Annotated in this window: 16 protein-coding genes and 2 pseudogenes; 9 read left to right on the top strand and 9 right to left on the bottom strand. The window is 28.2% G+C overall.

Annotated elements, in window-relative coordinates; genetic code table 11:
* Genes nuoL through FBF11_RS07525 form a run of 4 tightly spaced genes read left to right on the top strand, consistent with a single transcriptional unit; the run spans position 1 to position 7,046 of the window.
* A complete protein-coding gene (gene nuoL / locus FBF11_RS07540) occupies positions 1-1,791 on the top strand; it encodes an NADH-quinone oxidoreductase subunit L (RefSeq protein ID WP_002860047.1) in 1,791 nt (596 codons plus the stop codon).
* A 1-nt stretch (position 1,792) separates the two neighbouring features.
* Positions 1,793-3,280 (top strand): NADH-quinone oxidoreductase subunit M, encoded by a 1,488-nt coding sequence (locus FBF11_RS07535; RefSeq protein WP_002882849.1) that lies wholly within the window; start codon positions 1,793-1,795, stop codon positions 3,278-3,280.
* On the top strand, positions 3,270-4,658 hold the full coding sequence (locus FBF11_RS07530; RefSeq protein WP_057043539.1) for an NADH-quinone oxidoreductase subunit N: 1,389 nt from the start codon (positions 3,270-3,272) through the stop codon (positions 4,656-4,658). The genes FBF11_RS07535 and FBF11_RS07530 overlap by 11 nt, the downstream gene beginning before the upstream one ends.
* A 21-nt stretch (positions 4,659-4,679) precedes the next feature.
* Positions 4,680-7,046 (top strand): flagellar protein, encoded by a 2,367-nt coding sequence (locus FBF11_RS07525; RefSeq protein ID WP_168977482.1) that lies wholly within the window; start codon positions 4,680-4,682, stop codon positions 7,044-7,046.
* A gap of 41 nt (positions 7,047-7,087) precedes the next feature.
* Here the strand turns inward: FBF11_RS07525 and FBF11_RS07520 are convergent, their stop codons facing one another.
* On the bottom strand, positions 7,088-8,287 hold the full coding sequence (locus tag FBF11_RS07520; RefSeq protein WP_115768235.1) for a cache domain-containing protein: 1,200 nt from the start codon (positions 8,285-8,287) through the stop codon (positions 7,088-7,090).
* A gap of 79 nt (positions 8,288-8,366) precedes the next feature.
* Here FBF11_RS07520 and FBF11_RS07515 point away from each other — a divergent pair, with 79 nt between their 5' ends.
* Positions 8,367-8,798: a MerR family transcriptional regulator gene (locus FBF11_RS07515; protein ID WP_052803216.1), complete on the top strand. Its 432-nt coding sequence runs from the start codon at positions 8,367-8,369 to the stop codon at positions 8,796-8,798.
* A 7-nt stretch (positions 8,799-8,805) separates the two neighbouring features.
* Here the strand turns inward: FBF11_RS07515 and FBF11_RS07510 are convergent, their stop codons facing one another.
* The 3 genes and pseudogenes from FBF11_RS07510 to FBF11_RS07500 all read right to left on the bottom strand — a co-directional run.
* Entirely contained in the window at positions 8,806-9,129 is a 324-nt protein-coding gene (locus tag FBF11_RS07510; RefSeq protein ID WP_085056738.1) for a metalloregulator ArsR/SmtB family transcription factor, read from the bottom strand.
* A gap of 9 nt (positions 9,130-9,138) precedes the next feature.
* Complete coding sequence (arsP, locus tag FBF11_RS07505) at positions 9,139-10,086, bottom strand: organoarsenical efflux permease ArsP (RefSeq protein ID WP_052799321.1); 948 nt, start codon at positions 10,084-10,086, stop codon at positions 9,139-9,141.
* A gap of 110 nt (positions 10,087-10,196) precedes the next feature.
* Positions 10,197-10,301, bottom strand: a pseudogene (locus tag FBF11_RS07500) (winged helix-turn-helix transcriptional regulator); the annotation flags it as partial.
* Here FBF11_RS07500 and FBF11_RS07495 point away from each other — a divergent pair.
* The 4 genes and pseudogenes from FBF11_RS07495 to FBF11_RS07480 all read left to right on the top strand — a co-directional run.
* Positions 10,300-10,869, top strand: a pseudogene (locus FBF11_RS07495) (NAD(P)-dependent oxidoreductase); the annotation flags it as partial. The pseudogenes FBF11_RS07500 and FBF11_RS07495 sit on opposite strands and share 2 nt — an antisense overlap.
* A gap of 175 nt (positions 10,870-11,044) precedes the next feature.
* Complete coding sequence (locus FBF11_RS07490; protein ID WP_002924228.1) at positions 11,045-12,220, top strand: MFS transporter; 1,176 nt, start codon at positions 11,045-11,047, stop codon at positions 12,218-12,220.
* A 57-nt stretch (positions 12,221-12,277) separates the two neighbouring features.
* Positions 12,278-12,697 (top strand): cupin domain-containing protein, encoded by a 420-nt coding sequence (locus tag FBF11_RS07485; RefSeq protein ID WP_002901921.1) that lies wholly within the window; start codon positions 12,278-12,280, stop codon positions 12,695-12,697.
* A gap of 108 nt (positions 12,698-12,805) precedes the next feature.
* A complete protein-coding gene (locus FBF11_RS07480; RefSeq protein ID WP_168977481.1) occupies positions 12,806-13,561 on the top strand; it encodes a carboxymuconolactone decarboxylase family protein in 756 nt (251 codons plus the stop codon).
* A 77-nt stretch (positions 13,562-13,638) separates the two neighbouring features.
* Here FBF11_RS07480 and FBF11_RS07475 read toward each other — a convergent pair whose 3' ends face one another.
* From FBF11_RS07475 to FBF11_RS07455, 5 genes are all read right to left on the bottom strand, one after another.
* On the bottom strand, positions 13,639-15,123 hold the full coding sequence (locus tag FBF11_RS07475; RefSeq protein WP_052799324.1) for a class I SAM-dependent DNA methyltransferase: 1,485 nt from the start codon (positions 15,121-15,123) through the stop codon (positions 13,639-13,641).
* Positions 15,124-16,194 carry a Fic family protein gene (locus FBF11_RS07470; protein WP_052799325.1) on the bottom strand — a complete coding sequence of 357 codons (1,071 nt, stop codon included), beginning with the start codon at positions 16,192-16,194 and terminating at the stop codon, positions 15,124-15,126. It lies immediately after the preceding gene.
* A gap of 119 nt (positions 16,195-16,313) precedes the next feature.
* A complete protein-coding gene (locus tag FBF11_RS07465; protein ID WP_237924959.1) occupies positions 16,314-17,537 on the bottom strand; it encodes a restriction endonuclease subunit S in 1,224 nt (407 codons plus the stop codon).
* Positions 17,527-18,183 (bottom strand): RloB family protein, encoded by a 657-nt coding sequence (locus tag FBF11_RS07460; protein WP_002875308.1) that lies wholly within the window; start codon positions 18,181-18,183, stop codon positions 17,527-17,529. Before FBF11_RS07460 ends, FBF11_RS07465 begins: the two co-directional genes overlap by 11 nt.
* Entirely contained in the window at positions 18,173-19,477 is a 1,305-nt protein-coding gene (locus FBF11_RS07455) for an ATP-binding protein (protein ID WP_002875309.1), read from the bottom strand. Before FBF11_RS07455 ends, FBF11_RS07460 begins: the two co-directional genes overlap by 11 nt.
* Between the last annotated feature and the right edge of the window lie 25 nt (positions 19,478-19,502).

The following is a 19,502-nucleotide window of genomic DNA, read 5'->3' as shown; positions in this document are numbered from 1 at the left end:
ATGCAAAATTTGGCTTTGATTTCTCTTTTTAGTCCCTTTGTAGCTTTTTTGTTTGCAAGTTGTTTTGCTTTGAGTGAGAAAAAACAATTCGTAGGGATATTTTGTTCACTTCTAGTAGCTTTGAGTACTTTTTGTTCTTTGTATTTGCTTTTTTGCAATGAAGCTTTTAATGTGAGTTTGTTTGAATGGTTTGCTGGAGTAAATTTTGGTTTTGATATAGATGCTATTTCGCTTACTATGATGAGTATTGTAGGTATTGTAGCCACTTGTGTGCATTTTTATAGTATTTTTTATATGGCTCATGATGAAGGTTTTAATAAATTTTTTGCTTATTTGGGGCTTTTTGTCTTTTCTATGCTTTTTTTAGTCATGAGTGATAATTTTTTAGGACTTTTCGTAGGTTGGGAAGGCGTTGGGCTTTGCTCTTGGTTGCTCATAGGTTTTTGGTATAAAAATGATACTTATTCTTTTGCGGCTAATGAAGCTTTTATTATGAATCGTATTGCGGATTTGGGTATGCTTTTAGGAATTTTTTGGCTTTATTTGCAAGCAGGAACTTTAAAATATGATGAAGTTTTTTCCATGGCACAAAGCCTAGATCACAATGCTTTGATCTTAATCGCAACTTGTTTATTTATAGGGGCTATGGGAAAATCTGCACAATTTCCTTTTCACACTTGGCTTGCTGATGCTATGGCAGGGCCAACTCCTGTTTCTGCATTAATCCATGCAGCAACCATGGTAACAGCGGGGGTTTATTTGGTAATTCGTGCGAGTACGCTTTATGATTTAGTTCCTGAAGTTTCTTATATTATTGCCTTACTCGGAGCTTTTGTAGCGATTTTTGCAGCCTCTATGGCTTTGGTGGTTAGGGATTTAAAACGCATTATTGCTTACTCTACCTTATCGCAACTTGGATATATGTTTGTGGCTGCAGGACTTGGGGCTTATGGTATAGCTTTATTTCACTTAGCTACGCATGCTTTTTTTAAATCTTTACTTTTCTTAGGCGCTGGAAATGTAATGCATGCTATGAATGATAAATTAGATATTAAAAAAATGGGTGGACTTTTTAAACCTTTAAAAATTACAGCTATTTTAATGTGTATAGGATCTTTAGCTTTAGCAGGAATTTATCCTTTTGCAGGATTTTTCTCTAAAGATTTGATTTTGGGATATTCTTTCATTTCTTTTCACCATGGTATTTTTTTAGTGCTCTTAATCGCAGCTTTTTTAACAGCATTTTATAGCTTTAGACTTTTAATGTTGGTATTTTTTACCCCTGCAAGACATGATGAACATCCACATGAAGCAAGTAAAATCGCACTTTTGGCTATGAGTCCTTTGATGGTTTTAGCTATTATTGCAGGATTTTTCGAACATAGTTTTTTTGAATATTTAAGCACAAAATTAGTTTTTATTGATGCGCAAAATCAAATTGTAATGATTTGTGCGAGTGTAGCAGCTATTTTGGGTGCAATTTTGGCTATTTTTGCTTATAAAAATTCTTGGTTTAAGGAAAGTATTGAAGAAAATAAAATTCATAAACTTTTAAGTAATGATTATTTTATTCCTAGGTTTTATCATCAATTTATCGTTTCAAAATATGAAAGCTTATGTGCGATTTTAAAGCATTGTGATCTTTATATTTTTGATAGAATAGTTGAAAAAATTGCTTTGTATTCTCAAAATATTTCACAAAAAATGATTATGCCAAACAGCTTAAACTTAATGCTTAGGTTTTTGGTGGCAGCTTTTGTGATTTTGTTGATTTTAGTATGGATGGTGTAAAATGCTAAATTATTTGATATTTTTTCCTTTAATTTCTGCTTTTGTGGTTTTGCTATTAAATCGCGGAGGCGTTAAGGTTTTTAGCGTTGTTGTAAGTTTTATGATTTTGGCTTTAAATTTGGATATTTTTGCGGATTTTTTACAAGGGGTAAGCTTTGATTATAATCTCTCTTTTAAAATTTTGAAATTTTTTAGCTTTCATGTAGGAGTAGACAGTATTGCACTTGTATTGATGCTTTTAAGTTCTTTGATGATATTTTTAAGCTTTTTATTTTTGAAACTAGAACAAAAAGCGCTTATATCTTGTATATTCTTTTTAGAATTTGCTATTATGGGACTTTTTAGCGCAAAAGATGGTTTGTTGTTTTATGTTTTTTGGGAATTTTCTCTTTTGCCTTTGCTTTATATTATGGGAGTTTATGGTAAAGATTTTAGAGCAGGGGTGAAATTTTTTATCTATGCTTTTGCGGGTTCAATTTTAATGCTTGTAGCATTGATTTATCAAGCTTATTTAAATTATCAGCTTTTAAATATCTTCACTTTTGACTTGGAAATTTGGAAAAATAATGCCTCAGCAGCAAATTTTACAGAGCAACTTTTACTTTTTGGAGCATTTTTTATCGCTTTTGCTATCAAAGCTCCTTTATTTCCACTTCATACTTGGGCACCTAAGGTTTATGCAAATTCGCCTATACTTGTTTCTGTAATGCTTGTAGTTTTTAAAATGGCTCCTTTTGGATTTTTACTTTTTTGTTTACCACTTTTTCCAGATGCGAGTGTGTATTTTATGCCTTTAATTGTAGCTTTATGTATAGTAAGTATCGTTTATAATGCTTTAATTGCTTATAGAGCAGAAAATATTAAAGAATTGATTGCTTATAGTTCTATTTCACATCTTGGTGTGATGATTTTGGGAATTTTTTCTTTAAATGCTTTGGGTATTAGTGGTGCAGTTTTTTATATGTTTGCACACGGTATTGTAACAGGAACTTTATTTTTAATGGTTGAACTTTTATACCAAAGATATCATACTTATGATATTTCTTTTTACCATTCTTTGGCCAAAAAAGCACCTTTATTTTCAATTTTCTTTATGTTAATTTTACTCGCAAGCGTTTCTTTGCCTTTAACTGTTTCTTTTGTGGGAGAGTTTTTAATTCTTTTAGGTATAGCAAAGATTAATTTATTTTACGCTTTGTTGGCAGGTTTGGTGATTATTTTAGGAGCGATTTATATGTTCGCAGTATTTAGAAAAATATTTTTCATGCAAAAACAAAGCTTTATAGAGGGTTTTTCTTTACGTTTTAGAGAAATAGTAGCGCTTGTGTGCATTGTAGTAATGATTTTTGGACTAGGGCTTATGCCAAATATACTTTTAAAGCCGATACAAAAAGATGTGGATAATCTTATAAAAACAATGAATATTAGAGCTGTTGAGCAAAATACTTTAGATTTTTTATCTAAAATAGGAGAGGCAAATGTTAAATAATTTTTTAAATTTAGAACTTTTAAATATAAGCTTATCTTATCCATTTTTATTTTTAATTACAACTGCAATAGTTCTTTTGCTTTGCTCTGGTTTTTGGAAATTTCATCGATCGTTTTATATCGGCATAAGTTCTTTGTCTTTGATTGTAAGTGCTTTTTTGATTTTAAATAATGCAAATGCTCAAGGTTTAGAAGCAAAAGCTTTTTTGGCTACTTTAAATAATGATATTGTTTCATTTTATGCTTCTTTGGTGATTTTGTGTTTTTCATTTTTATATCTTTTAATGCAAAAAGAAGAAAATCAAGGTGAATTTTATGCTTTATTTTTATTTATGATTGCATCTTTGCTTTTGATGGTTTCAAGCTCAAATTTAGTACTTATTTTTATAGGACTTGAAAGTTCTTCTTTAGCGCTTTATACTTTAATAGCAATGCGTGGAAGTGATAATGCTATTTCAAGTGCGATAAAATACTTTAGTATAGCGGCTGTAGGAGCTGGATTTTTTGTTATGGCTGTAGCTTTTATTTATTTAAAAACAGGAACTTTAGATTTATCTGCTAATTTAGCGTTAAAAAATGAGTTTCAAAAAGATCCCATGCTTTTGGGTGCTGGAGTGATGATTTTTGTTCTTTGTGCAATCAAGCTTTCTTTGGCACCTTTTCATTTTTGGCTTAAAGATGTGTATTATGCAGCACATACAAATTTGGTTGCTTTTATTTCAGTTGTGCCAAAAGTTGCCATGTTGGTTGTGGTTATTCGTTTGTTTGATTTTTTAAATAATACAGGTTTTGAATATATCATAATAGTTCTAGCGATTTTTTCTATGCTTATAGGCGCTTTTGCGGCTTTAAGTCAAAACAATATCAAAAAAATGTTTGCTTATAGTTCTGTAGTGCATTCTTCTTTGGTTTTGATAGCTTGCATTCCTTTATTAAAAGAACAAAATTTTGATGGAATTTTGCTTGCTATTTTTGGATATTGGACTTTATTTGCTTTTGCAAATTATGCTGTATTTATGATTTTAAGTAATTATGAGAATAATTCTTATGAGAGTTTAAATGGGCTTTTGGTTAAAAAACCTTTAATTGCTTTTTGTTTAAGCATTAGTGTGCTTTCTTTAGCAGGTATCCCGCCTTTTGGAGTGTTTTGGGGTAAATTTATGATTTTAAATACAGCAATTTTAAATGGATATTGGTATTTGGCGCTTTTTGTGGCTTTATCTTCTGTTATTATGCTTTATGCGTATTTAAAGATTTTAATTCATGTTTTATTTATGAAAAATGATAGGGTTCATAATATTAAGTTTAGTTTTATACAAAATTTTATTTTAGCTTTTTGTGTTTGTGTAAGCACTTTTGCTATATTGTTAATGTTATAAGAGTTTTGCTATAATTATTTTATGAGAATATTATTTTTAATTTTATTAAGTTTTTTAAATGCTTTTGCTTTTGAGCTTGTTTTAAACACGGGTCGCGAAAATAATCAAGCTTTTGCAGTTTTACATGCGAGTAATGATTTAGAATTTACATGTCAAAAATTTATTACCGAAGCAAAAGTTCATTTTGAATGTGATATTGCAGGTATGGTTGATAATAAATTAAAAGATCAGAGTTTTTCTGCTTTTGATTTAAAATTTATACAAGAAGCTCAAAAAATTAAAATGATCATTTTGCCAAAAATACAAGCAAGAATGTTTGACACTTCTCAAAATATTTATATAGATAAAGAACTCAGTTCATCAAGTTCGCATAAAAGTAAGGCTTTTACTTTTATTTTTGCACCAGAACTAGCACCTATTAAAGACTATGATGGACTTGATTTTAATATCAATTTTCCACATGAGAGTTTGCCTTATGTTGGAGCTTTGGATTTAAATTCTGATCCTGTTGTTATTCCTCAAAGTGCAGATATCAATACTTATTTACGCATCAAAAAAGAATACGATAAGGCTAATTACAATCAAGTGGTGATTGATGCACAAAATGCTATCAATAGATATCGTGGCAGTATTTTTACTAGTGAATTTATACTTTATAAATTAAGAGCTCAAAATAAACTTTACACTCAAGATCCAAGTATACGCGATCAGCAAATTTTAGAAAAGATGATTGATGATGCTAAAAATTGGATGCGTACTTTTACAAGTGATAAAAATTTTTCAGAAGTTTTACATATAATGTTAAAAACTTATATCGCTTTAGCTCAGCGTGCTGATGTAGAGTATACAATGTCGATTTTGGATAATGAACAACCTAATAATTATTTTACTCAGTTATCAAAACTTGATTATGCAGATTATATTTATAATTTAAATGAAAAAGAAAAAGCTGTAAATATCTATGAAAATACTTATTTTAATACAAAAAATTTAGATTTAGCTGCAAGAGCAGCTATGAGTTTGGCAAAGAATTTGCTTTCAAATGAGCAAGTAAATAAAGCTATAGAATATATTAATACCATTTTAAAAGCCAATCCTGAATATTTTGGAAAAGATATTCCAAGATCTTTAGAACTTGCTAAATTATTTAATCAAAAAGGACAATTTGATATAAGTGCAAGTATTTATGAAGATACCTTTGCTAAAATGTCCAAACTTGATCCAAGTTATGAAGAAACTTTAAAAGATTTAGCCTTAGTTTTATCACATATTAACAGATCTAGTGATGCTAAAAAATACCTTGATTTGTATATGGATGATTATTTAGATGGTAAGTATTTAGATGAAATTAAAAAAGCAAGTGATGAGGTATTCTTTGCTTTAGGTGATAATAATGCAAGCTTTTTGCATCAGCGTTATACAGATTTAATGAAGCAATATGCAAATAAAGATGAGAATATTGCAAATAAAGCTTTAGATGAAGATGTTGCACTTTATTATAAAGAGGGAAATTTTAGTGCTATTTTAGCTTATAAAGATCTTATAGAAAGTAAAAAAATTCCAAATGCTACTCAATTTTTAGAGAAAGCAGCCATTAATGATTTAAAAAATGCCATAAAAGCTGATAATTGTATCAATGCTGCAAATATTTTTATGCGTTTTAGTGCTTATGATATAGGTCAGAAAATTGAGAATAAAAAACAAATGTTAGCTTGTCTTATCAGAACTTCTAATGTTGAACAAGCACTTGATTATATAGATAAAAATTATAATGAAGATTCTATATTTTATGGTCTTCAAAAAGCATCTATTCTTTTTGATAATAAACAATATCCTCAGGTGATCAAAATTTCTAAAGATATAGCTAATTCTAGAATTTTAAAAAGCGATGATGAGAATTTTAAGGCTTATTATTTGCAATTTTTGTCTTTATTGCGCTTAAATGACTACAATCAAGCCATTAAAATTTTGCAAATTTTAGAAAGTTTTCCAATGAATTTTAGTATGGTAGAAGCCTACGATGCTTTACTTTCTTATGCTAATGATCATAATATGCAAACAACGATTTTAACTTACGCACCTAAGGCCATTGACTATCAAAATTTTAAAGGTATAAATCTTTTTAGTCCTAATTTGGAATTTATGTATCTTGATACTTTGGCTAAAATCAATAAAAATGAAGAAAGTTTAGCTGTTTTAACAGATTTGCTTAAATTAAAACTTTCAGATAAGGATAAGGCAAGAGCTTTATATATCCAAGCTTTAACTTATGAAAGAATGCAAAATATACAAGCTGAAAAAGAAATTTTAAAACAATGTCTTGAAATCAAAAGTGCTTCAAATTGGCAGAATTTATGTAAGAGTAAAAATCAAATTTTAAATCAATAAGTAAATTAGAGATAACTAGCTTTTTAGCTAGTTATCTAAGATTAAAACCTTTTCTTCTTAACATCTTCTAAGATATTATTAGCTATATCACTTACTGTACTAGAAATAATAGCTGATTCATTAGCAATTTCAACATTATCTTTAGTAGTTTGATCAATTTGAGCTACAGCATTTGAGATTTGTCCAAATTCATCATTGCTTTTTACTTCTATAGTAGAAACATTTTTTGTTTTATAGTTGATAAAATCAAAGAATGAAGTTAAACCTGTTTGGATAGCTGCAAGTGGGGAGAGGTATTTTGATACGATGAAATAAAGGAGGATGACGCTAAATACTACTACAATAATGACAACAATGGCTTGAATAAATGCAGCTTTATGAATAGGTTTATTTATAATATCAGCGCTTTCGGTAATACAAGCTGTATAAGCAAAGACTTTAGTACAAGTTCCAAGTCTTTCTTTGCCGTCTAATCCATAAGTAAAAAAGTTATAGTCTCCATGTGTTTTATATGCATTTAGAACAGGAGAATGATCAATGGATGGATTTAATAATTCTTTATTGGTTGCTGCAAATATTTTATTTTTTTGATCAAATAAAAAAGTATTTCCAGGAGTGTTTGCAACTGAATTTTGCAAATCTTCTAATGGTATATCGACACCCAGTACTCCTATGATTTTGCCATCTTTATAAATAGCTTTAGAATACGTTATTACATATTGTTTTAAAATTGTATCTAAATATGCTGGTGTAACAAAAATATCATTTGTTTTTAAAGCTTCTTGATACCAATCTTTTGTCTTTATATCTAAATCATCACGTAATTCAGGCATTTTTGCATCATTAGATTTTTGACTAAGTAAAACTTTTCCATTGTTTAAACCTAAATAAACATTTAGTGCATTTATACTATGACGATAATATTTCAATATTGGACCAACATTGTTAATAATATTTTCTTCAGTGATTAAAGATTGATAAGGTAAGTTCGCGATATCTTTTTCTAAAGCTCTAGTAAAAGATTGATTTGTGGAACGGAAATCTTCAACGGTAGATTGTGTGACTTTAAGTAGATCAGTTTGATTTTTAAGAGTGCTTTCATATAGTGAGGTTTTTGTAAAATAAAAACTTACAATACCTAGAACAATTAAGGCAAAAATTGCAATTAAATTTGCAATGAGAGAAAGTTTGATTTTAATACTATTCATTATTTTCCTTTTAATCTTTGTTATTTTTAGCATAAAACTAATAATTTGGCTATTATTTTATCACAAAAAAATAAAATAAATTTTTATTTTTATCTTAAATAAAGGAGAAAATATGGCTTATGCTATAAAAAAAGTAGAAAAAGAAACAAAAATTAGTGCTCATACTTTAAGATTTTGGGCTAAAAAAGGTTTGTTTCCTTTTGTTCAAAAAGATGAAAATAGTGTGAAATATTTTTCAAAAAGCGATATAGAATGGGTAAAATGGATAGAATGGCTTAGAATTTCAGGTATGCCAATAGAACAAATCAAACATTATATAAAACTTTGCTCTTTGGGTATAAAAACTGCTAAAGAAAGACAAGAGATGTTAAAGCAAACAAAGAAAAAATTACAAAACCAGATTAAAACATTAAAAGAAAGTGAAAAAGTTTTAAGCAAAAAGATAAAAATTTATGAAGAAATGCTTGCAAATGAAGTCGATGGGTTTAATCCAGAAAGCAAGGACTATCAACCTTGTGATAAATTGTATAAGTTTAAGGGTTGATTTTATATTAAGGGCAAATTTGGGTAATAATATTTTCATTTTTTTTAATAACATTTTTAAGCTCTAAACTTTTGATATTTTCAAAAAGATCTAAATGCAGCTTTAAAAGCTCATTATTAATCCCATAATACGCCCAAGTTCCTTGACGCCTTACATACAAAAAACCTGCATCTTTTAAAATTTTTAAATGTCTTGAAAGTCTTGATTGACCCATGTTTAAGAGCTCTTGTAGATCACAAACACAAAGTTCTTTGTATCTTAAAAGATGATGCAAAATCAAAACCCTACTTTCATCATTGATTGCTGAAATAATGGTTAAAAATTTTTGCATTTTATTTCCTTAAATTAAATTAATAAAAATTCCAAAAGATATAGCCACGCCTAAAATAATCATAACAAATAAAAATAAAAATTTTATTTTAAACATTTGTTTGAGTAAAATAAGCTCAGGTAAAGAACATCCAGCACCAGCGATTAAAAAACTCATAATCACTCCTTGGGAAATTCCCATTTGCAAAAGTGCTAAGCCTATAGGAATAATAGTTTCTACTCTTAAATAAAGGAAAATTCCTAAAAAAGCCGCTAATACAATGCTTAAAATTTCATTCCCATTTAGGTATTTTTGTAAAATTTCTTGAGGAATGAAACCATGAATAAAAGCACCGATAAAAACTGCCACAACGATATAGGGTAATAATTTTTTATAATTTTTCAAACTTTCTTTGAATAATTCTTTATAGTTTATCGTTATATTTTTAGGCTTATCTTGAGTATTTGCACAGCATGATTTTTGTTTAAAAATAAAATTGCTAGGATTGTGAGTGGTTTGGGTAAAAATATTTGATTTTGTATTTTTAGGGATATGTTTTAAAAAACTCTCTTCCTTAAATTTGGAAAAAACAAAAGAAACAATAAATATCAAAAATACCAAAAAAACCACATAAGTCAAACTTAACTTTAAACCAAAAGCTATAAAAAGCATGGAAAAAATGATAGGATTAATAAGAGGTGAAGTAAAAAGATAAGCTAAAGCTACGCTAAGTTTTACTTTCGCTTCCAAAAAAGCTCTTAAAAGCGGTATGGTAGAACAGGAACAAAATGGCGTTAAAGCACCTAAAAATATAGCTTTAAAATAACTTGAAATTTTATCACCAGCAAGTTGTTTTTTAAAAATTCCTTCGTATTTTTGATTGATAATAGAAACTAAAAAAGAAATAGCTATAAAAAGTACAGAAAGCTCAGTAAATAGATATAAAAACTCTTTGAAAGTATTTAAAAAAGACTGCATTTTTTATCCTTTGTAAAAATATTTCCAAAAATATAACATATATAAATTAATATGTCAATATATATTGATATATTAATTTGTTTCTTAAACGATATTTTATAGCTATTTCCCTAATTCTCAAGACTTTTTAAGATGGATTCTAAACTATTGCCTAAAGATATAAGTAAGTATTCAACTATTGGAGGAATTTCTGCGTAAACTTTGCGTTTGATCAGAAATTTAGAACCAGTATGTTTTATACGCAATAACTCTAAAATGAATGAATTTTTACCTCAAGCTAAAATAGCGCAAAAAGATCTTTTTGAGCTTGATTTTAAAGATCTGATAGATTTTGATATTATTATCGACGCTTTTGGAGAATGGGAAAAATTAAGCTTACATAAAAAGCACATAGAATGCTTGAGTAAAATTTTGCAAGGAAGCAAGGCTAAATTATTTGTTATATGGGGTATTGGAAGTTTGTATATGGATGAAAATCATACTACAAGACTTATGGATATACCTGATTTTCTTAAAGAGTATTTGGATATAGCTAAAGCAAGTGCAGAAGTATTGGAAATTTTTACGTAATGAAAAAGGCTTTAAATGGGTATATGTGAGCACATCTGCTATTTTTCACCAGAACTTCCAAAAACCAATCATTATAAAATCATAGGTGAAAAATTTGAAATTAATGCCAACAATGAAAGTAAAATCAGCTATAGTGATTATGCTAGTGCTATGATAGACATAGTGCTTAATTCTTGCTATGAAAACACACGCATTGGAGTAATAAGCCTATAAATAAAAGATGCCTTATGCTTTTAAGGCATCTTTTATTTCTTTTAAATGCTTATTTTGAAGTTTCAAATTTTTCTAAAGATTTTATTTAATATAGATAAATATTTTTATTTTAGGTTATTGACTTAGACCTACTCTCATCTTTTATACTTTTAAAAATATTAATTGAAAGGATAAAATGAAAAATTTAAATAAAGCTTCAAGTACTCAAATTATTCTAGTATTTTGTTTAGGGGTATTTGGGATTTTGAGCACAGAACTAGGGATGATGGGTATAATTCCTATTGTTTCTCAAAATTTCAGTGTAAGTATTTCAGATGCGGGTTGGTGTGCGAGTATTTTTGCACTCGTGATAACTTTTTGCGCCCCTATTGTCCCGCTGCTTTGTGCAAATTTCAATCCTAAAAAACTTATGCTTATTTGTTTAGCTGTGTTTATCTTAAGCTCGTTAACTTCTGCTTTTGTGAGTGAATTTTGGCAATTGCTTATTTTAAGAGCTATTCCTGCTTTTTTTCATCCTATTTATATAGCTCTTGCTCTAAGTATGGTTGCAAATTTGGTCGAAGATAAGAAAGAAATTCCAAAAGCTACAGCTAAGATTTTTGCAGCAGTTAGTGCTGGAATGGTTTTGGGTGTACCTATGACTAGTTATTTTGGTGGAAATTTTAGTTTTAAAATGGCAATGTTATTTTTTGTATTTTTAAATACCTTATCTTTTATAGCAACTTTATTTTTTGTTCCTGATTTTAAAAAAGTAAATTCTGTAAAAATAAGCAAACAATTGCTTATTTTAAGATACCCACTTTTATGGATTAGCATACTTTGTGTTATTTGTATAAATGCTGGAATTTGGGGTTTTTACTCTTATTTTTCTGATTTCTTACATAGTGTAGGAAAGATGAATTTTACTTTAATTAGTATTGTATTGGCTATTTATGGTTTTTCAAATATTATAGGCAATTATATAGCCGGAAAGACCCTTGTTAAAAACGCAAATTTTACTTTGATTTTAACACCTTTAATTATGATAGGATTTTATATTTTACTTTTTAGTTTTTATAGTGAAATTATACTTATAATATTTGCCTTTATATTAGGAATTTTAGCAGGTGTGATGAATAACGGCACGCATTTTATGATAAGTTATCCCTTTCCAAAGGCTGCTAATTTTAGCAATGGACTTTTTATAAGCGTGGCCAATATAGGATTAAGCACCGGAACTGCTATTTGTGGACTTGTGATTTCTTTGAGCGATACGCGTTATATTATCGTAAATACTATTGTTTTGTTGATTTTAGGAATTATCATGATTTTTGTAAGAAGTAGGATAGAAAAAATGAAATTAAGATTTTAAATTTTTACTTGACTTAGAGTAGCTCTCATGTTTTATAATACTAAAAAATGAGGTAAAATGCAAGAATTAGAAAAAGCAGGAATTCATGGAAGTTTTAAAGGTGATAGTAAATTTTTTAGCAAAAATGTAAAAGTTTCTATGATGTTTAAATCAAATGAGTGGAGAAATTTTAGTGGGGCTTTAGTTGAATTTGAAGTCAGTGCTAGAAGTGCATGCCATACTCATCCTCAAGGACAAACCTTAATCGTAACAGAGGGTGAAATCATCACAAAAGTTCCAGGCCAAAAAGCCTTTATAGCTAAAAAAGGCGATGTCATAAGCTGTCCTATAGGAGTAAAGCATTTTCATGGTGCAACTAATACAAGTAGTGGAGCACACATAGCACTTACAGGCGAGAAAGAGGGTAAAAATGTAGAATGGCTTGAGCTTGTTAGCGATGAAGAATATGAAAATGCCTTAAAAGAAGCAAGAGAGTAAAGAAATTTGTAAATAAAACATAAAAATTTTATAAAAACTTTTATGTTTTTTTTGGAGTATTTTAAATGCTCTTTTTTATAAACTTTAAAAATCACAAAGGATAAAACCATGCAATTAAGACAAAAAGCAAGAGAAAATTTTGAAAAATTTTTTGGAAAAGTGGAAGAAAAACTGCTTTTTACAAGCGATAAGGAGTTTTTTACTAATCACATTAATTTTACTTTTGGCGAGAGTTTTGTAAAAGCAAATTTGGATACACAAAAATATTTTTTAATCACCCTTGCTTCTACTTTAGCAGTAGGTGGAAAAATAGAGTTTAAAGCTTTACTTCAAGGTGCAATCAAGAACGATATAAGTCCTATTGTCATTAAAGAAGTGATTTATCAAGCTACGCCTTATGTGGGTTTTGCTAGAGTATGTGATTTTTTAAGCCTTTGCAATAAAGTGTTTAAAAAACTAAATATCGCCTTAGTTTTAACTCCACAAGGTACTACTACGCAAGAAAATCGCAAAATAAAAGGCAGGGAAATACAAAATGCTATTTTTAGTGAAGCCAATATCACTAAAATGATAGAAACTACACCAGAAGATAAAGCTTTTATAAATGATTTTTTGAGTGCGAATTGTTTTGGAGACTACTATACACGCATGGGACTTGATCTAAAAACTAGAGAGCTTTTAACCCTTGTATATCTTATCTCACTTGGTGGGCTAGAAAATCAAGTAAAAGCTCACATACAAGGCAATCTTAACATGGAGCAAAGTAGAAAAGATTTGCTAAATATCATTGCAGCTCTTATTCCATATATCGGTTATCCAAAAGCTTTAAATGCCCTAAATTTGCTTGATGATATTAAAAAGTAGAATGCAAGCAATAAATATTTATTGTAAATTGAGCTTAGAAGTTATTTGTAAATTAGTTTTTATCAAAAAACTTGCAATCATTTTAGTATGCTTTTAAGCTCATTTAGATATTCTTGTTGTGTTTTTAGATTTTCTTCTAAAGAATTTAAAATCTCTTCGCTAGTTCTTAGGATTTTTTCTTCTTTTACATTTGGATTTTTAGCACTTAGATCATAGTTTCTTTCTTCAAGCTCTTTTTTGCTAACAAGCCAAGAATTAGCAGTGATTTTTCTTTCTTTGTAGCATTTTAGAAATTCTTTAAAATGTGCGTATTCTAAAGGCTTATTTTTAGTAAGTTTATAAGGCGGTATAAGTTCGTAGTAATAAACTCCATCGCCTTCACAAATACATTTTTTACCTTTAGAGAAAAAAAGCACATTAGTCTTAACAGCACTATAAGGCAAAAATACCCCACTTGGCAAACTCAAAACGCATTCTAAATTAAAATCATCTAGTAAATCTTTTTTTACACTCACAAAGGCATTTGAATTTTGAAAAAGCACACCTTCAGGCACAATGATCGCACATCTTCCGTTGTTTTTTAAAGATTTTAAAATGTGCTGTAAAAATAAAAGTTCAGTAGCATTTGATTTTATAGGAAAATTTTCTTGAATTTGTTCTTTTTCTTTGCCACCAAAAGGTGGATTTGCAAGTATTACTTCGTATTTATCTTTTTCTGTTATATCTGTTATTTTTTTACTTAAAGTATTTGTTTTTATGATATTTGGACTTGAAATTTCATGTAATATCATATTCATAACGCCCATTGCATAGCTAAGCGGAGTTTTTTCTTTACCAAAAAGAGCATCATTTTTTAAAAATTCAAGCTCTTCTACGCTTAAATTTGCTTTTTTGCCTTTGGTTCTGTCTTTATATAAAATATGTAAAAAACTCTCAACTAAAAATCCACAACTACCACAAGAAGGATCATAAATTCTTTCTTTTGGTTTAGGATCTATTACTTCCACCATAGTCTTTATCAAAGGACGAGGGGTGTAAAATTCTCCACTATTTCCACCATCGCTACCCATATCTTTTAGAAGTTTTTCATAAACTTCACCTAAGGCAAATACTTCATCTTCTTTATTAAAACTAATCTCATCAATGATATTTATCACTTCTCTTAAAGTATGTCCATTTGCTATGCGATTGTCTATAAATTCAAAAATTCCACCGATTTTATACTCTATACTTTTAAAATCATCATTATTTTTAAAATTTTTAAGATAAGGAAAAAGCTCTTTATTTACAAATTCAAGCAAATCCGATCCACTTGAAGCATTTTTTACATCAAGTTTGCCATCTTTTTTAGGCACTGCCCAAACACTCCAGCTAAAATTTTCTTGCAAAATGCTTTTATAATCTTTGCCATCTAAAAACGCTAAATCTTTTAAATTTGTCTCATAATCATCTAAAAATTTTAAAAAAAGTATCCAGCCAATCTGCTCTGTATAGTGCATAGCACCACTTATGCCATCATCTCTTCTTAGAATATCTGTGATTTTATCGATTTTATTTTGCATTTAAAAAATTCCTTTTCTAAAAAGTCTTAAAAGTTCTATATTTATATAATAATTACTTCTACCCATTTTAATACACTCTAATATTCCTAAATTTTCACAAATTTTAAGATATTTTGAAGCACTTTGTCTTGAAATGTCTAATTTTTTTATTAAAAAATCTATCTTTGTATAAGGATGAGAAAACAAAAGCTCCACAAAATCTTTACTATAAAAATTCGTTTTATTTTGTAAAATTTCACCTACATTAGACATCATTTTTTCTATCTTAATAATAGTTTCAATAGTTTTTACAGCGGTTTGCTCTATGCCTTTAAGTATGTATTCTATCCACTTTAAAATATCCCCTTCATCACGCACTTTTTGCAAAAGCTTATAATACTCATCTTTATTTTTTACTATATAAGCACTAAGATATAAAATAGGAAAATCCAAAAGTCCTTTATATACTAAATAAAGTATATTTATAATCCTACCCGTTCTGCCATTGCCATCATAAAAAGGATGAATGCTTTCAAATTGATAATGTATAATTGCCATCTTTACTAAAAAATCAAATTCATCTAAACTATCATCGTTAATGTATAGTTCTAAATTTCTCATAAGTTCTTGTATATCATTAGGATTTTGGGGTGGTATGTGTTTTATTTCTCCTGTAATAGGATTTTTAAGCATAGTTCCACTTTGTTTTCTAAAACCTGCATTATTTCTTTCTAATCTTTTTTGAATTTCTAAAATATGTGCATTTCTTAATAACTGCTCTTTTTTTAATAACTCATATCCTTTTTTCAAAGCACTTTCATAATCTTTCACTTCTTTTGCTGCTCTTGTGAGTTTGTTTTCATCAACTCGTGATAAAAAAAGTTCATCATGTGTTGTGATGATATTTTCTATCTCACTCGAATCTTTTGCTTCTTGCAAAATCAAAGCATTGATTAAAATACTTGGATTTGGTATACTTTTACTAAGTCCATTTAACTCTGCTAATTTTCTAGAAGCTTTAATGATAAGACTATAAATATTTGCATTTAATTCTATATTTAAAGGCAATTTTTGAGGTATAAATTCTTTCATAATTTTCCAATATGTTAATTTTTTCTAAAAATTTTAACATTATAAAAAAATATGTTAAAAAAATCAAAAATTTTTAACATATCAAGCCAATGTGTTAAAATTTGGCAAATTTTTTAACATTATAATTCTCCCTTAAAAGCTTTATCAAGTAAGGATTGCTTAAGCTCTTCATAATCTTTTAGTTCTTTAGTGTAAAGCTCTTTTAAAGCCTTTGCCTTTTCAAAGACAAAATCTAAATGCTCTGCGATTTGCTCTTGCTCTTTGAGTGGGGGTAGGGGGATTTGTAGGGATTTAAATTTTGGTATAGTAAGTTGCGGAATACTAGAACCTTCACCTTTTGCTATAAAAAAATTCAAACAAAAATATAAATAATGTAAGCATAATATATTTTCACAAGGAATTAAAGAAATAAGCCTTACAATAGGAAAATAAGGTTCTTTTCTAATGCAAACAAAACCTATTGTTCCTCTAGCAGATATAGTTAAAGAAGGTTTTATAATGGTAGCTTTATCTGTATATCCAACTAAACCATTATTATTTACACCATTTGCATAAACAGGGATTTGATTTTTGGCAGTTTTACTTTCTGTGCAGTTTTTTGGCTTATCTCCACCCGCAGAAATATTTTCGCTAATCTCTTCTAAGCTTTTCCATTCCCAAGATTGTGGGAGTTTATAGTTTTCTTTAGCATTGTCTTTTAATGGATTGAAAGCTTTTTGCAAGGCGCTTTGCATTAACTCATCTAAATTTAGCAAATTCTGCTCTAAGATTTTTATACTCTCATCTATCTTTGCAAAACTCTCATCTAAAATTCCCACTATCCTTTCTTGCTCTTTGAGCGGCGGTAACGGAATTTCGATTTGTTTAAGAATTTTTACACTAGCTATATTTTTGATTGTTGAACCTAAGGTGGATTCTAAAATTTTCTCTTGCATTATTGGAGAATTAAAATAATAAATAAAATAGCTATTTAAGATTTTTATATTATTAAGCCTTATTTTTAAAAGTGCTTGATTTATAATCCCCATTTCTGTATCTTTGGGTAATTCTACTATTTTTCCCAAAGTTCCAGAACAGCTAATTAGTAGGTCGCCTTCTGTTGCCTTAAACGCTTCTAATTCTTGAAATTTTTCATGCGAAATAAAATATCTTTTCCAATGTGGATCATTGTTTATAGGATTATATTGTTCAAAAATTCTAATACCCTTTTCTACAAAAAAGCTTTTTTTTAAAGCACTTCCAAATGGCCCTCTTTTTATAGAGTATTTATCACTTGATAATATTTCACCAAGTGTTTCCATTTTCCAACCCTGCGGTAAATTTGTCATTATGTTATTTTGCATTGTTCAATTCTTGAAATTTAATCGCTAGTTTATCCATAAAGGTATATGAGCTTTCATAATTATTTTTTTCTGCTTCTTTATTTGCCTTTCGAGCATTTGTAATAGCTGTACTAAGATTTTGCTTTATAATATTTGTAAAATTATAATCCTTTTTATAATCTTTTATATATTTTTTTAAATCCTTATTAATTAATTCATTACAAGGGCTATTTGTACCAAATGGTTTTGTGGTGCATGTAAAATGCAAAAGTATCCAAAATTCAAAACAAGGATTTGAGATAATTGCTTCAAATTTAAAATTCTTATCTTCTTTTATATATTCTTTTATATATTTTTCACATTCTTTTTGTGCCTTTATGAAATTTGCGTGTGTATCTTTGTCAAATACACAATACACCTCATTATAATCAAATAGATCATTTTTCTTTTTGGCAAATTTAACCACTTGTAAAGGACTTGAGTTCTCGCTTGGAATAATATCTATTGTTATGTTATTCAATCTAAAAAAATTTTTTAATTGTTTTAGATAATTAATCTCTGTTTTTTCACCTTCGCATACTATAAGTATAGCTTCATATTCGTTTTTTCTTGTTTTTCTATCTCTTATTTTTGTTTTTCTTTTTTTGCGTAAATCATCAGTTCCCATTATCACTCCAAAATGATAATATTTCTTTAAAATAAGGCAAAGCTCCAAAACGCCCTAAAAGATAATCATTTTCTAAATTTGTTTTATCTTTTCTCACTTTAAAATCACTTAAAGGATAAAGTTTGGTTGCTTTATTTTGCTTTTCACAAAACCAAATTTGATCTCTTCTAAATACATCTTGATTTAAAATAGAAGTATCGTGAGTGGTAAAAATAAGCTGAGCATTTGATTTGTTTAAATTTTCATTGTGAAAAAGATTTACTAAAAATTTTGTCATCAAAGGATGCAAATGAGTATTTAGCTCATCTATTATTAAAATATTTCCTCTTTTTAAAGACTTAATCCAAATGCCTATTAAATTAAAAAATTTTTGCGTTCCATCTGACTCATCTTTAAAATTTAAAAATTTTATTTGATTATTTTGACTTAAGTGCATAAAAGATATATCTTCTAGTATTTTTGCATTTTTTAATTCTCGGATATTTTTGACTTCTTTAATGATTTTTTCTTTGATTTCTTGCGGAAGAATTTGAATATCTGGTGGTAATGAATTTTCATCAATATCGCTTGTTTTAATCTCTACACCTTCTATATCCAAATCAGCTATTTTAAAAAAATTATTGATCAATTCTTTATTTTTTTCATATTCATTAATCGTAATATTTATTCCATTATCCCAGCCTTGCGAATTTGCTATTTGAAGCTTAAGGTTAAAAAAATCAAATACAGGTTTTAATTGCTCATTATTTAATTGAATAGCCACAGATAAAAATAAAGCATTATCTCTAGTGTTTTCAGCCCATAATTGTTTAGAACCTAAAAATTTAGCTCCAAAAGAATAATTATATTTTTCTTCTTTTTCATTGTAAATTCTTTCAAACCACTTTTGCGCTCTATTGCTTTCGCCAAAAACTAAAAGCCATTCTTCTAAAATTTTTTCAGAATTTAAAATAAAGCCATATTGATACTTTGTGTCATTTTGTATAAAAATAATTTCAAATTTTGTAGGTTTGTTATCTTCATCTCCTAATAAAAAAGGAATTATAGGTAGTTTATCTCCTCTTTGTTTTTTTGCACTAGATATAACTATAGTTTTCATAGTTTTTAAAGCTTTTATAATATTTGACTTTCCAGAAGCATTTGCTCCATAAAGTACACTGCTTTTTAACAATTTTAATTTTCCATAATTACTAATATGAGAATTTAAAAAAGTATTATCACTACTTGCAACCATACTTAAAACTTGCTCATCTTGTATAGATAAAAAATTTTCCACTCTAAATTCTATTAACATTTTTCTTCCTAAAAATATATAAAAT

This window comes from Campylobacter sp. CFSAN093224, from assembly GCF_012897395.1.
GTDB classification, from domain to species: domain Bacteria; phylum Campylobacterota; class Campylobacteria; order Campylobacterales; family Campylobacteraceae; genus Campylobacter_D; species Campylobacter_D jejuni.
Note: the sequence above shows the minus strand (reverse complement) of the source record. Positions and strands in the feature narration are given on the sequence as shown.

What these genes read in the sequence shown, in the direction of transcription:
- nuoL (WP_002860047.1), top strand. Translation starts at nt 1, where the DNA reads ATGCAAAATTTGGCTTTGATTTCTCTTTTTAGTCCCTTTGTAGCTTTT.
- FBF11_RS07535 (WP_002882849.1), top strand. Translation starts at nt 1,793, where the DNA reads ATGCTAAATTATTTGATATTTTTTCCTTTAATTTCTGCTTTTGTGGTT.
- FBF11_RS07530 (WP_057043539.1), top strand. Translation starts at nt 3,270, where the DNA reads ATGTTAAATAATTTTTTAAATTTAGAACTTTTAAATATAAGCTTATCT.
- FBF11_RS07525 (WP_168977482.1), top strand. Translation starts at nt 4,680, where the DNA reads ATGAGAATATTATTTTTAATTTTATTAAGTTTTTTAAATGCTTTTGCT.
- FBF11_RS07520 (WP_115768235.1), bottom strand. Translation starts at nt 8,287, where the DNA reads ATGCTAAAAATAACAAAGATTAAAAGGAAAATAATGAATAGTATTAAA.
- FBF11_RS07515 (WP_052803216.1), top strand. Translation starts at nt 8,367, where the DNA reads ATGGCTTATGCTATAAAAAAAGTAGAAAAAGAAACAAAAATTAGTGCT.
- FBF11_RS07510 (WP_085056738.1), bottom strand. Translation starts at nt 9,129, where the DNA reads ATGCAAAAATTTTTAACCATTATTTCAGCAATCAATGATGAAAGTAGG.
- arsP (WP_052799321.1), bottom strand. Translation starts at nt 10,086, where the DNA reads ATGCAGTCTTTTTTAAATACTTTCAAAGAGTTTTTATATCTATTTACT.
- FBF11_RS07490 (WP_002924228.1), top strand. Translation starts at nt 11,045, where the DNA reads ATGAAAAATTTAAATAAAGCTTCAAGTACTCAAATTATTCTAGTATTT.
- FBF11_RS07485 (WP_002901921.1), top strand. Translation starts at nt 12,278, where the DNA reads ATGCAAGAATTAGAAAAAGCAGGAATTCATGGAAGTTTTAAAGGTGAT.
- FBF11_RS07480 (WP_168977481.1), top strand. Translation starts at nt 12,806, where the DNA reads ATGCAATTAAGACAAAAAGCAAGAGAAAATTTTGAAAAATTTTTTGGA.
- FBF11_RS07475 (WP_052799324.1), bottom strand. Translation starts at nt 15,123, where the DNA reads ATGCAAAATAAAATCGATAAAATCACAGATATTCTAAGAAGAGATGAT.
- FBF11_RS07470 (WP_052799325.1), bottom strand. Translation starts at nt 16,194, where the DNA reads ATGAAAGAATTTATACCTCAAAAATTGCCTTTAAATATAGAATTAAAT.
- FBF11_RS07465 (WP_237924959.1), bottom strand. Translation starts at nt 17,537, where the DNA reads ATGCAAAATAACATAATGACAAATTTACCGCAGGGTTGGAAAATGGAA.
- FBF11_RS07460 (WP_002875308.1), bottom strand. Translation starts at nt 18,183, where the DNA reads ATGGGAACTGATGATTTACGCAAAAAAAGAAAAACAAAAATAAGAGAT.
- FBF11_RS07455 (WP_002875309.1), bottom strand. Translation starts at nt 19,477, where the DNA reads ATGTTAATAGAATTTAGAGTGGAAAATTTTTTATCTATACAAGATGAG.